This is a genomic window from Mucilaginibacter sediminis, from assembly GCF_051903035.1.
Classification (GTDB): domain Bacteria; phylum Bacteroidota; class Bacteroidia; order Sphingobacteriales; family Sphingobacteriaceae; genus Mucilaginibacter.
Genome location: NZ_CP170602.1, coordinates 3,633,952 through 3,647,774, shown reverse-complemented (window position 1 = coordinate 3,647,774; position 13,823 = coordinate 3,633,952). Strand labels below are relative to the sequence as shown.

The 13,823-nt window shown below is 41.9% G+C and carries 11 protein-coding genes; 8 read left to right on the top strand and 3 right to left on the bottom strand.

All coding sequences use genetic code 11. From position 1 onward, the window contains the following. Window positions 1–188 precede the first annotated feature (188 nt). Window positions 189–1,754 carry a ribonuclease Y gene (gene rny / locus ACFGVS_RS14865; RefSeq protein WP_090642886.1) on the top strand — a complete coding sequence of 522 codons (1,566 nt, stop codon included), beginning with the start codon at window positions 189–191 and terminating at the stop codon, window positions 1,752–1,754. 65 nt (window positions 1,755–1,819) lie between these two features. Further along, the gene (locus ACFGVS_RS14860; protein WP_439699187.1) at window positions 1,820–2,365 is read left to right on the top strand and encodes an Mpo1-like protein; all 546 of its coding nucleotides are present in this window, start codon (window positions 1,820–1,822) and stop codon (window positions 2,363–2,365) included. A gap of 24 nt (window positions 2,366–2,389) precedes the next feature. On the opposite strand, the gene ACFGVS_RS14855 is transcribed toward ACFGVS_RS14860, so the two are convergent. Next, window positions 2,390–2,713 (bottom strand): hypothetical protein, encoded by a 324-nt coding sequence (locus tag ACFGVS_RS14855; RefSeq protein ID WP_439699186.1) that lies wholly within the window; start codon window positions 2,711–2,713, stop codon window positions 2,390–2,392. A 154-nt stretch (window positions 2,714–2,867) separates the two neighbouring features. Further along, window positions 2,868–3,248: a hypothetical protein gene (locus ACFGVS_RS14850; RefSeq protein ID WP_439699185.1), complete on the bottom strand. Its 381-nt coding sequence runs from the start codon at window positions 3,246–3,248 to the stop codon at window positions 2,868–2,870. A 461-nt stretch (window positions 3,249–3,709) separates the two neighbouring features. Here ACFGVS_RS14850 and ACFGVS_RS14845 point away from each other — a divergent pair, with 461 nt between their 5' ends. Next, the gene (locus ACFGVS_RS14845) at window positions 3,710–6,961 is read left to right on the top strand and encodes a carboxypeptidase regulatory-like domain-containing protein (RefSeq protein ID WP_439699184.1); all 3,252 of its coding nucleotides are present in this window, start codon (window positions 3,710–3,712) and stop codon (window positions 6,959–6,961) included. A 259-nt stretch (window positions 6,962–7,220) separates the two neighbouring features. On the opposite strand, the gene ACFGVS_RS14840 is transcribed toward ACFGVS_RS14845, so the two are convergent. Next, window positions 7,221–8,975, bottom strand: a complete 1,755-nt coding sequence (locus ACFGVS_RS14840; protein ID WP_274211791.1) for a lysophospholipid acyltransferase family protein — start codon at window positions 8,973–8,975, stop codon at window positions 7,221–7,223. A 73-nt stretch (window positions 8,976–9,048) separates the two neighbouring features. Between ACFGVS_RS14840 and ACFGVS_RS14835 the strand changes: the two genes are divergently transcribed. The 5 genes from ACFGVS_RS14835 (at window position 9,049) to ACFGVS_RS14815 (ending at window position 13,820) form a co-directional block, all read left to right on the top strand. Beyond that, window positions 9,049–9,915: a helix-hairpin-helix domain-containing protein gene (locus tag ACFGVS_RS14835; protein ID WP_439699183.1), complete on the top strand. Its 867-nt coding sequence runs from the start codon at window positions 9,049–9,051 to the stop codon at window positions 9,913–9,915. Continuing rightward, window positions 9,912–10,439, top strand: coding sequence for an adenine phosphoribosyltransferase (locus ACFGVS_RS14830; protein ID WP_274211793.1), 528 nt, complete (start codon window positions 9,912–9,914; stop codon window positions 10,437–10,439). Before ACFGVS_RS14835 ends, ACFGVS_RS14830 begins: the two co-directional genes overlap by 4 nt. A 727-nt stretch (window positions 10,440–11,166) precedes the next feature. Beyond that, window positions 11,167–12,345, top strand: coding sequence for an acyl-CoA dehydrogenase (locus ACFGVS_RS14825; RefSeq protein WP_439699182.1), 1,179 nt, complete (start codon window positions 11,167–11,169; stop codon window positions 12,343–12,345). 284 nt (window positions 12,346–12,629) lie between these two features. After that, window positions 12,630–12,824, top strand: coding sequence for a 30S ribosomal protein S21 (gene rpsU, locus ACFGVS_RS14820; protein WP_090642938.1), 195 nt, complete (start codon window positions 12,630–12,632; stop codon window positions 12,822–12,824). 48 nt (window positions 12,825–12,872) lie between these two features. After that, on the top strand, window positions 12,873–13,820 hold the full coding sequence (locus ACFGVS_RS14815; protein ID WP_337993754.1) for a tyrosine-type recombinase/integrase: 948 nt from the start codon (window positions 12,873–12,875) through the stop codon (window positions 13,818–13,820). Window positions 13,821–13,823 lie beyond the last annotated feature (3 nt).

Genomic DNA, 13,823 nt, shown 5'->3' with positions numbered 1-13,823 from the left:
CCGCAGTTAAATTTTAGGTTTCACTATTAAAAACTTAACGCTTCAATATGAGCGGATCATGTGGGGCATGCGTTGCTATACGTACCAGCGTAGTCCCGATCCCAACGTCGAAATGAGGTTTTTCAATACATGATACTTAAAAATTAGTTGCGGTTTTTTTATATACATACATACCCAATAAACCTAAAATGGACATATTACTATACGTTATTATCGGACTACTCGTAGGCATCGGCCTCGGGATAGTCATCGGGCGCTTCCTGTTACGGAAGCTTTTTAAAGACCAGGAAACATCGGCACAAAATAAGGTGAAGAAAATATTAAAAGATGCCGAAAACAATGCCGAGATCCTGAAGAAAAACAAGTTACTGGAAGCCAAAGAAAAGTTTTTGCAAATGAAAGCAGAACATGAGCAGGAAGTAACCAATAAAAATAACAACATTAACCAGCGCGAGAATGGTGTAAAACAAAAAGAACAATCATTAAACCAGCGCCTGGAAAATATGAACCGCAAGGAAAGTGAGCTGGATAATACCCGCAAAAACCTGGAGAAACAAACCGAAATTGTTGTAAAAAAACAAGAAGAGGTTGATATCCTGAAAAACTCCCACCTGCAACAGTTGGAAACCATCGCCGGCCTATCGGCCGAGGAGGCTAAAAACCAGTTGGTTGATAACCTGCGCGAGGAGGCCCGCAGCAAGGCCATGATCCAGATTAAGGATATTGTGGACGAAGCTAAGCTTACTGCTACTAAAGAAGCCAAAAAGATAGTTATCCAAACCATCCAGCGTACCGCTACCGAGAGTGCTATTGAAAACACGGTATCGATATTTAATATCGAAAATGACGAGATCAAGGGCCGTATCATCGGTCGCGAAGGCCGTAACATCCGTGCTTTGGAAGCCGCTACAGGTATCGAAATTATTGTTGACGATACCCCGGAAGCCATCATCTTATCTGGCTTTGACCCGGTAAGGCGCGAGATTGCAAGGTTGGCTATGCACCGTTTGGTAACCGATGGCCGTATCCACCCGGCACGTATCGAGGAGGTGGTTGCCAAAACCAAAAAGCAAATTGAAGAAGAAATTGTTGAAATAGGCGAGCGCACCGTGATAGACTTAGGTATTCATGGTTTACATCCTGAGCTTATCCGTATGGTTGGTAGGATGCGTTATCGTTCATCATACGGGCAAAACCTGTTACAACACTCGCGCGAGGTTGCTAACTTCTGCGCAACTATGGCCGCCGAATTAGGTTTGAACGTGAAGATGGCTAAACGTGCCGGCTTATTACATGATATTGGTAAAGTGCCTGACGATAACCCCGAGCTGCCGCACGCTATTTTGGGTATGCAATTGGCAGAAAAATACAAGGAGCATCCGGAAGTTTGTAACGCCATTGGAGCTCACCACGATGAGATCGAGATGACCTCGATGCTGTCGCCGATTATCCAGGCCTGTGATGCTATTTCAGGCGCCCGCCCTGGCGCACGCCGCGAGGTGGTTGAAAGCTACATCAAACGCCTGAAAGAACTGGAAGAACTGGCGTTATCATACCCTGGTGTCGAAAAAACATTTGCTATACAGGCCGGCCGCGAGCTGCGTGTAGTTGTGGAAAGCGAAAAGATCAGTGATGCACAATCAGAAGTTTTAGCTGCAGATATTTCAAACCGTATCCAAACCGAAATGACCTATCCGGGCCAGATAAAAGTTACCGTGATCAGGGAAACCCGTTCGGTGGCGTTTGCTAAATAGTTTTAATAAAAAAAATCAATGCAAACCCTTTCGGCTTATACCCGGAAGGGTTTTATATTTGTACCGTGGCCAGCAAAAAAACAGCAAACGATAAAGGCGGGGCGCAAGCCGATGCCAAAGCTAACGAAAGTATTGCCCGGCAATACATTAACAGGTATGCACTAAGTCACCAGGATCCAGCTAACCAGGTGATACATTATATATGTGTGCCCTTGTTAATGTTTAGCGTATTTGGGTTGCTTTGGGCTATTCCTTTTCCCTACTTTAAATTTTTAGGAACATATAACGGGTATTTTAACTGGGCCTCATTTGCCATCGCGATAGCGGTTTATTATTACCTGCGTATATCGCCGCTTATTTCGTACACCATGCTGTTTGTATTGTTAGGGTTTAGCTATGTTATCATGACGTTGTTAAGCTGGCAAACAACAGGCGGCCCGGCAATGTGGCTGGTGTGCCTTATTATTTTCATCCCTTCGGCCTCCCTGTTATTGATTGGCAACACCCGCGAAAAAACTTTTGCACAATACGGGCTTAACATAAAATCGTTACCCGTAGCCCCTGTGGTACTGGTATATCGTCTTTTAAAGAAGCTTCGTATCAACAGTTAAGTTGCCGGGCACGGCTTTTGCCTGCTATGTAATAGTAAAACTGTGTACACCTTGAAACAAGCTGGCAAACCTGTAAGCCATTTGCTCAAATAAATGCTCGTCAATACCATACTTTATGTTGCCTTTATATCCGGAGGCATTTATTATGCCTAATGTTCTTAATTCGGCAATATGTTTATTGATGGTTTCATGATGAAACGGGATCTCGTAAAAGTTTTCTTTTGTGATGGCGTTACCGTTTTTAATTATGGTACGTATGATAGCTATACGAACAGGTAAGGCAAGTGCTTTGGCAAAATTGGCCAGTTCGTTATCTGTATTTGAAAATTTTGAATCGGTAAATGGCATATCAGATCAATGGATGAAATTGAATTTTTACATGTTTTTTTTGACTATGGCTTGACACGCTGTTCAACACATTTTTGGTTAAAACAGGAGGGAGCTGAATGCGAAAAATCAGGTTACTGATCTTTTGCACTTAGTTGTTAAACAAATGTTACAGTCAAATTCTCCAAGATCGTAAAACGGAAAGCGTTTTATTTGGGTACACCACCCCGTTTTCAAGGTATTTGCTTTTTAACCTGGCTTTATAGGTCAGGTTAGCCACATCGCCGACAAATAGGCTTATCGAAGGGGCCTTTAGCGATACAGCTATATTCTTGCTGAAAATAACCCTTGGGCGTGATAAAAATGCAGCCGGTATCGATTTTGTGTTTTTATGCTGTGATAGAGTTGTACTGTTTTGTTTAGGCAGTCCGGCGCCAAAACCAGCATTATTGTTATAACCGGAAGTATGGTTAACATTAGGGCAGCGGGTAACGTACATGCACGAAAAAATAAAGTACAACCCGGCGGTTAATAAAGATAAAACCTTCGTGATCATTTTGACCCTAATCATGATTGTACCGGAAATAACTGTTAAAAAGTAAAGGTATATGACTGATGTTAATATTGTATTAATTCTTGATGAAGATAGTGTTGGGATAGTTATTGGGTTGATTATTTTTAACGATTATATCATGAGGATAGCAGCTTGATGAATGTCAGTAGGCGGTCAATATATTTCCTCGAAAGTTATTTATTACTCAATTCGTTTTTTTTTAATCGCATATATGGAATATTTTGTAATGGGCAAAAGTTACTGATGCAGTCAAAAGAATAATGGGAATATAAAATAAAGATTAAATTATCTGTAGAAAACTGTGTGATAAGGCTGTATTCATCCAAATTTAATATAAACGGAAGGAAAGCTTAAACTCACATTAAACAGGTGTTAATATAATAATACAGTGTTAACATTCGGGTAACATTGCGCGTGCACCTTTGTGTTCAAAATAAACACAAATGAAAAAGTTATACTTTATCCTTTTATCACTGCTCATTATTGGAGTTGCTAATGTTGCCAATGCGCAAATTACCACCTCGTTAGTAAGCGGAAAAGTTACCGACCAAAAAGGCGTTACCTTGCCTGGTGTAACCATTACCGTGCTTAACACAAGTACCGGTACACGTTACGGCTCACAAACTAACACTGATGGGCGTTACACAATTGCCAACGTTAATCCGGGTGGCCCCTACACCATCACTGCTTCTTTTATCGGGTTTAAAAAAGATGAAAGAACAGATATTACCTTAAGTTTAGGTACAACAACCTTAAACTTTGCCCTTGCTGATGAAACAACAACCTTATCAGAAGTGAAAATTAAGGGCACGGCAGGTGGCACCAAAACAGGTGCAAGTACCCGCATTAATCAAAACCAGATTAAAAACCTGCCTTCAATTAACCGTAGCCTGCAGGATTTAACCAGGTTAACACCACAAAGCAACAACAACTCATTCCAGGGAACTAACTATCGTTACAACAACGTAACGCTTGATGGTGCCATCAATAATGATGCAATTGGTTTTAGCCCATCATTAGGAGGCCAAAACAATGCTTCGGGCCAGGTTGGTAGCAGTACCCGTACAAGCCCGGTATCGTTAGATGCTATCCAGGACGTTCAGGTATTAGTTGCTCCTTATGATATCAAAATTGGTAACGTATTGGGTGGTAGTATAAATGCGGTAACCCGTAGCGGTACAAACGATTTTACCGGCGCAATTTATGGTTACGGCCGCGGTTCCTTTTTAGTAGGGCCCAACAATGCATCGGCCGCTGCCGGTGGCGATGGTTCAAAACTGCCAACAAGTTTCCATGATTACCAAACAGGTATCCGTTTAGGCTTCCCTATTATCAAAAATAAATTATTCTTCTTTACCAACGAAGAAATTGCCCGCCGTCAGGATCCGGTTATCCGCGGTGCCGATGCAAGCGGTTCAAGCCAGATTCTGAGCTTGCAAGACGCTCAGAACCTTACTACTGCTTTCAAAAGCTTTACAGGAGGCTTAAGCCCCGGTACTTATCAAAATACCTCTATCTACTCGAAATCAAATAAATTTTTTAACCGTTTGGATTGGAATATCAACGAAAACAACCAGTTAACAATCCGTAACAATACCATTAGTTCAACAGCTACAAACTTAGAGCGCGATCAGCAAAACTTCCGTTTTGGCGGTATTGATTATGTATCTCATAACAACTCAACTTCAACCGTTGCCGAGTTAAAATCAAGGTTTTCAAACAGCGCGAGCAATAGCCTGGTTATTGGTTACTCAAACGTGCATGATTACCGCGATCCTACTTCAGATCCATCGTTGCCACAAATAGAAATTACCGGCCGCACCCCAGGTACCACCATTTTTATGGGTACCGACCGCGAGGCAGCCATATTTGATATGCACCAAAAAACTGCCGAGTTTACCGATAACTTTACCTTAACCAAAGGCAGGAACACATTTACATTTGGTACACACAACGAGTTTTATAACATCACTTATAACTTTGTTAACTCATGGAACGGCCGCGTTGCTTACAGCAGCATCGAGAACTTTATTAACAATGTTCCGTCACGGGTACGTGCTAACTTTAACTACACCAACAACAATCGCGATTATATATTTGCTAATCCATCTGCAAAATTTAACGTTAACCTGTTAAGCTTATATGGCCAGGATGAAATTCAGGTAACTGATAATTTTAAATTAACCGCCGCTTTACGTTTGGATTATGCAGGTGTGCCTAATAAGCAACCATTAAGCGATAAAACAACAGGTGCTAAAGTTGACCCTAACTATGGTAATACTTTCACATATACCAAACCGCGGGATATTAAACAAAATTATTTAAATAATGTCGAGTTTAATCCTCGTGTATCATTTAACTATGATGTAAACGGCGACCAAAGCTTCATCGTACGCGGTGGTAGCGGCTTCTTTACAGGTCGTGTACCATTTGCATGGTTTGGTTACGCATTTTACAACAACGGTAATACATATGGCGCTTATGACAGCAAAGCTGCTCAAAAAGCAGGTACCAACCCGGTTTCTCCGTCTGCTAACGGCCGTTTAGATTATGTTAATGCACAGGGCTTTAATACATCACCTACCGGTGCAACCCAGGTGGATTTAATTGATAATAAATTTAAAATGCCACAGGTTTGGAGAAGCAGCTTAGCTTTTGATTATACAACCGACGATCAGTGGAAATTTACTTTGGAGGGTATTTATACCAAAACCATCCATGACCTGAAATTCCAACAAGTAAATACCAAGGATAGCGTAACTTATTATACTTACGATACTCAAAAACAACAACCAATATTTGTTAATCAAAAAGTTAACTCATCATATACCAATGCTTATGAGTTATCAAACACAAGCCTTGGCTACCGTTACAGCATTACAGCGCAGGTTGGTAAAACCTTTCCGTTTGGCTTAAGTGGTAATGTTGCTTATACTTATGGTCATTCAAAAGATGTTACCAATGGTATCCGTAACTCAATGGAGTCAAACTGGCAGTTAAACCAGGCTTTAAACCCTAACAACCCGGGTTTAGCCAATTCAAACTTTGATATCCGTCACCGTATCGTATCAAACCTTAACTTAAGGCACGATTGGGATGCTGCTAAAAACTATACTGCAAACTTTACCTTCTTCTTTAGTGCACAATCTGGTAACCCTTACACTTACGGTTTTTACCCAAGCGCTATCGACGGAACAGGACAACAAGTTAGCTTAGCTTACATCCCTAAACAAGGCGAAACTGTTAATTTCTTTAGTGATATAGTTGGCGGGCAAACTGCCGCTCAGCAAGCAGCTGCTTTTGATGCTTTCATCGATAAAAATAGCTACCTGTCGTCACGTCGTGGTAACTTTACACAACGTAATGCAGCCTTTACGCCATGGAATAATCAGTTAGATTTCCGTTTTTCGCAAGACTTTAAATTTGGTGGCAAGCACAAACAGGTTATTACTTTTACCTACGATATTGTTAACCTTACCAACTTGCTGAACAAAAAATGGGGTCAGTACTACTTCTCGGCCAATACATTTAACTCAACTTCAAGCATTGGTTTAGCGCCAAAAACTACACCATCGTTTGCTAATGCGGCAACAACTTATCCTAAATATACTTTCCAGGATCCTGGATTGCCTTACTCGGTTGATTTGTTTGCTTCACGCTGGCAAATGCAGTTTGGTATCCGTTACGGATTTTAATAACCAAACAACATAGTTAATATTAAAACGTCCCTGCCGGTTTATCCGGCAGGGACGTTTTTCATTTAAGTACCTTTTGTATGAAGGCAGGCATCTTTAGTATGGGGCCTGTTTCCTACATGATCTTTCGGGCAGTTCAAAGCGGTTCATCCAGGTTATTTGGGGCATAAGTTTGTGGCAGGTAACCAGGTACTAAAACAAAAACACTCCAGTGGAGGCCAATGGAGTGTTTGAGATGGATAGTATTATGAATGCTAACTTACAGGTTTTTACCCAGTTTTTCCAATATATCCTGTGGTACCTGTTCCAGGTCGAGCACCAGGAAGCCATCAAGGCAATCGGCAAATTTAGGGTCGATGTTAAAGCTGATGATTTTGGCATTAAGCGCGATGTACTGGCGTAGCAATACCGGCACTTTCATATTGCGCGTTTCTACTTCCGATATCAGGTTATCAAGCCCCTTAAAACTATCTTCGCCGGCCATCAGCAAGTCGGTATCGATGCTCGAAAAATCAACTTTAAATTTTTTGCGCGGTTTTACATATTGCGCCAGTTCATGATCAAAATGGTTGCGGTTGATATAATCTACGATGAGCGATTTGGAGAATTTAGAAAATGAATTACTGATGCTTACCGGCCCTATCAAATAGCGGTACCTGGGGTTATCAATCAGGAATTTGAGGATGCCTTTCCAAAGTAAAAACAAGGGCAGTGGCTTAGTTTGGTATTCCTTGCGGATCCATGAACGCCCAAGCTCCAAACTTTTACGCAGCACCGGGGTAAACTGAGCTTTTAACTTAAACAATTCGTTAAGGTAAAAGCCTGTTTTGCCTACGCTGTAAAATATCTCATCGCCCAAACCAATACGGTAAGCGCCAACTATAAGTTTGGCCTCAAAATCCCATATAAACAGGTGGTTGTAATAAATGTCGTATTCGTCAAGGTCGATAGCTTTGTTGCTGCCTTCGCCAATTTCGCGGAAGGTTATTTCACGCAGGCGGCCAATCTCGCGGATTACATTCGGGATCACCGAGGTTGGTACTATAAATACTTCATAGTTCTTTTCTATCCATATTCTATAGTTATCGCGCAGCGGGGCAACCTCTTTTTCAAGTATATCCACGCTTATTTCGGGCACTATATCCTTTGGCTGCCGTTTTATTTTGAAGAGGTTACGCGGGCTAAAAATCTTCTTTTCTTCCTCCAATCCGGTGCCCAAAGCATAGGTACGGGCGCGTAAAAAATTCAGCAGTTTGGCGCTATTATTATAATCGGGCACATCCAATACATTAATGGGTTTGCCTATGCGTAGTTTAATGGTATGGCCTTGCTTGTTAAATAACTCCGACGGTAGTTTGGCCGTGCGCAGGGCTGGGTGTATCATACTGAGCAGATTAAACAATAAGCCGTTGTTGCCATGGAAGTAGATTGGGATAACAGGCACTTTTGCCTTCGCGATAATTTTACCTACTACGGGATGCCATAAACGGTCGGTTACCTGTTGTTGCTCTACTTTAAAGGTAGATACCTCGCCGGCCGGGAATATGCCTATCGGCGTACCATTGTTTAACAGCTCGAGCGTGTTTTTCAGGCCGCTGATGCTTGAGGAGTGCTCAACATTTTCAAACGGATTTACAGCAATAAAAAAATCGCTCAGGTTGGGGATTTTTTTAAGCAGGAAGTTGGCCATCAGTTTAGCATCCGGCCTTACCGTTAATAACATTTTTAACAACACCAGGCCCTCAATGCCACCGTAGGGGTGATTGGCTATGGCAATAAAGCTGCCGGTTTTGGGAATGTGCCTCAGGTCGCGCTCGTCAAATTCAATATCGATGCCGCATCCTGCTAATATAGCGTCAATAAACTCGATGCCTTGTTTGGGCTGTGCCTGGGCAAACAGTTCATTAACCTGGTTAATTTTCATTATTTCCATCAATAAAGCGGCCAGGCCAGGCATTTTCAGCTTATCAAGTTTAGTGGCTTTGGCAAACTCTTCGGTGGTTATTACTTTCATTTTTTAGATAGATGAATTAATTGTCAAAAAGGTATCCTGAAATTTTATTAATTTACGGTTGATAATGCTGTAAATGAAAACACCTGTAAAAAACTATCTTTCGGTAACCAAAAAAGAATGGAACGGAATGGTAGTGTTGATTATTTTAATAGCATTGATTTTAGCTGCGCCATACGCGTATCAAACCATCCGCAAAGATAATACAATAAATTTTAAAGAGTTTGATAAAGCCGCTGCAATGCTAAGCAAAGCAGATAGTACAGGCACCGCAGCAAGTGGCCCGGCAAGCAGCAGGAAGCCCCCGAAAGCTGCGCTATTTGCATTTAATCCCAACAATTTACCCGAGGCAGAATGGGAGAAACTGGGGCTGAGCGCAGATCAGGTTAAAGTAATAAAAAACTATGAGGCCAAAGGCGGCCGGTTTTATGCCAAAACCGATGTAAAAAAGATATACGCTATAACCGATGCTGATTACCAACGGCTGGAACCCTACATTAACCTGCCGGCCACCGATAATTACACTAAGAAAGCAGCGCCCGGTGAAATTATAGAAATAAACAGTGCCGACTCGGCTAAGCTGACGATGATCAGGGGCATTGGGCCTTCATTCGCCAGGCGTATTATCAGGTACCGGGACAGGCTTGGCGGTTTTTACAGCAAAGAACAGCTGAAAGAAGTATTTGGTATAGATGATAGCAAGTATGCCGAAATTAAAAACGGCATTGCTGTAAACAACAGCCATATTACCATGCTTGATATCAATAAAGCCACCTTCGACCAACTGCGGCGCTTCCCATACTTGAGCTTTAAGCAGATAAATGCGATAATAGAGTACCACAACCAGCACGGCGATTATGAATCGATAGCTGATATGAAAAATATTGCCATACTTGATGACGGAATTTTGCGTAAAATTGGGCCTTATTTAGTTTTTAAATGATTACCGAGCAAATAAAGAAAGCCATCCGCGATATTCCTGATTTCCCGAAGCCGGGGATAATATTTAAGGACATAACCCCCATTTTAAAAGACCCCGCCCTGTGCGATAGTATTATTAATGCTTTTGTGGAGCAATTGAAGGGTGCCAAAATAGATGTGATTGCCGGGATAGAAAGTCGCGGGTTTTTATTCGGGCTTACGCTGGCTTCTAAATTGGGCGTTCCGTTTGTGCCAATACGTAAGGCAGGCAAGCTGCCGTATACCATAAAGCGCAAGGCCTATAAACTGGAGTATGGCGAAGCGGTAATTGAGTGCCATACCGATGCTTTTGAACCCGGCCAGCACATCCTGATTCATGACGACCTGCTGGCTACCGGCGGTACTGTAACTGCAGCCAGCGAGCTTATTGAAGAGATGGGGGGCATAGTAGCCGGCTTCTCGTTTGTAGTTGAACTGGGCTTTCTGAAAGGCCGCGAGCGGATAGCGCCGATAAGCGATACGTTGGTGGTATTGGCGGGGTATTAACTTTAAAGTATCAGGTAGTTAGTATCAAGTATCAAGATTTTTTGATGTGCAGATTCCAGATGTGCAGATGATTTTGCCTGAACTGAATTTTTAGAATTAATTGAATTAGCCGAATTTTAAAATTCTGAAAATTCTTTAATTCGGTGAATTTTGGTTCAGACAAATTCTTGCGTTAGGGATCGGCGCGGATACCGGCCAGCGTGATTAAGGCCTGTGCAGTATGAGCAAAGAGCCCGGCCACAGGCAACGCCCTTATTAAGTATCAGGTAGTTAGTATCGAGTATCAAGACTTTTTTACCTAAAGAAAGCTACAAATAATTGTAAGAAAGTAATAAAAAATGACAATCCCGGTTGACTTGTGGTTGCTGTCCCCACTGAGGGTCTCTCTAATGCTATTAAATTAAGGCCGATTTAATATCGAACACCGAATATCCAATTTCGGATAATGAAGGAAAAACTTCAGTGTTGGATATTCGAAATTCAGTGTTCGATATTATTTTACACTTCTGCTTCTCTTAATTTAATAGTATAGGAACCCCCGCAAGGACGGAATTGAATTTTTCTGAAAAATATTTTCGCCGCCTTTTCTTACCTAAAAACTATCCTATTCAAACTAAACCTATTATTCATACCGTATACCATTTTGTACTATGATTACCCGGTGTTTTGGATGAAACTTTACCCATACTTTAATCGTTTATTTGTATAACCAGTTATATAAATTAGTATGGAAACCTTATTTACAGACGATCCGGCAATGCATGGATTCGACTTCTCTACCAGTGAAAATCAACGTATGGTGGGCCAGATGGCCAAAGATTTTGCCGAGCGCCACATTAAACCCCATGTAATGGAATGGGACGAAGCGCAACATTTCCCCATTGAATTGTTTAAGCAATTAGGCGAATTGGGCATGATGGGTGTGTTGGTTCCTGAACAATACGGCGGTTCTGGCTTTGGCTATTTTGAATATGTAACCGTTATTGCTGAAATTGCCAAAGTTTGCGGTTCTATCGGGTTATCAGTGGCCGCGCACAATTCGCTTTGCACCGGTCATATCCTGGCCTTTGGTAGCGAAGAGCAAAAAATGAAATGGCTGCCCAAACTGGCCACCTGCGAGTGGTTAGGTGCCTGGGGTTTAACAGAAGCCAACACCGGCAGCGATGCCTTGGGAATGAATACTACCGCCGTTTTAGATGGCGACCACTACATAGTAAACGGATCAAAAAACTGGATTACCCATGGCAAAAGCAGCAATGTGGCTGTGGTAATGGTGCGCACCGGGGCAAAAGGCGATTCGCATGGCATTTCGGCGCTGGTTATTGAAAAAGGTACGCCCGGTTTTACCCACGGCAAAAAAGAAAACAAACTGGGCATGCGCGCATCTGAAACTACCGAACTGATATTTGACAATTGCCGCGTACCTAAAGAAAACCTGCTGGGCGCCGAAGGCGAAGGCTTTAAACAAGCCATGAAGGTTTTGGATGGTGGCCGAATTTCTATAGCAGCTTTATCATTAGGCATAGCCAAAGGCGCCTTCGAGGCAGCCGTAGCTTACTCTAAAGAACGCAGGCAGTTTGGGCAGCCGATAAGCAATTTCCAGGGAATTGCCTTTAAACTGGCCGATATGGCTACCGAAATTGAAGCATCTGAACTGTTGATTATGCAAGCCGCCGACCTGAAGAACCGTCACCAGCCGGTTACCAAACAATCGGCCATGGCCAAATACTTTGCATCAGAAACAGCCGTACGCGCAGCCACCGAGGCGGTACAGATTTTCGGCGGCTATGGTTATACCAAAGATTTCCCTGTTGAAAAATATTACCGTGATGCAAAACTATGCACCATAGGCGAGGGGACGAGCGAGATCCAAAAGATTGTAATAAGCAGGGAGGTGTTGAGGTAGTTGTGAGTTGTGAGTTGTGAGTTGTGTTGTTGTGAGTTGTGAGTTGTGAGTTGTGAGTTGTGAGTTGTGAGTTGTGAGAAATTGGCGCAACAAGGTAGGCAATTCTGAAAATTCTGATTCAGACAAATTTACATTTAACATTAAAAAGCACTGTCAAAATAAAGCCGGCGACAATCTTAACCACTCACTTAATCAACCCAATCAACTATTTTACCTTCCCTATTTGATATTCAAAACCAAATAGTTAACTTTGCCCTCCCTTGAAAGGAGGTATTTAGGAAATTATGATCATTATTAACGTAAAAGACGGCGAATCATTAGACAAAGCATTGAAACGCTTCAAAAAGAAATTTGAAAAAACAGGTGTTTTAAGAGAGCTTCGCAGTCGTCAGGCTTTTGAAAAAAAATCTGTAACCCGTCGTCATGTTGTTAAACATGCCATCTACAAGCAAAATATGAACTTAGAAACCACTGTTTAATTCTGTCAAAAGAATTTTTCAGTTTTCTTAACACTATATTAAAACTATTTGTACATTCAATCTCTGGATGTTCAAATAGTTTTTATGTTTTTAGAGCGTTTTATCCAATATATTAAGTTCGAAAAACGGTACTCTTCACATACCGTATCGGCCTATCAATCAGACCTGGATCAGTTTATGCTCTTCCTCAACAACCCTGGTGATGCCATCGTTGTTCCCGAACCCATAATTACCCATCCCAACCAAATTACGTATCATGACATCCGCAACTGGATGGTGAGCATGATTGACCATAAATTAACCGGCCGGTCGGTTAACCGCAAGATGGCCACCCTGCGCAAGTATTTTAAATTTTTATTGCAGGAGGGCGTTATTACGCAAAACCCCGCATCAAAAATTCGTTCGCAAAAAATACCTAAGCACTTGCCGGTAGTAGTTGAGGGCACAAGCCTTACTCAAATGCTGGATAACGATATTGTTGCCGACGATGACTTTGAAGGCATGCGCAACAAACTTGTAGTTGAATTATTGTTTGGCACCGGTATACGCCTTGCCGAGTTGTTGGGCCTGAAAGATAGCGACATTAACGATTATGAAGGCACTTTAAAAGTATTGGGCAAACGTAATAAAGAACGCATTATACCTATCAATACCGAACTGCGGATATTACTTGGGCGGTACCTGGAGTTAAAGAAAAATCAAAATTTTCATAACATTTCGGTAATGTTAATCGTTACAAGTAAAGGTACCGACGCTTATCGGCAACTAATTTATTTGATAGTGCAAAAATACCTCTCTAACATATCAACCCAAACAAAAAGAAGCCCGCACGTGCTGCGGCACACATTTGCTACAAGCTTACTCAACAATGGGGCCGACCTGAACTCCATTAAAGAACTTTTGGGGCACGCTAACCTTAGCGCTACCCAGATTTATACACACAATTCAGTTGAACGATTAAAGTCTATTTACAAACAAGCCCATCCAAAGGCGTAATTA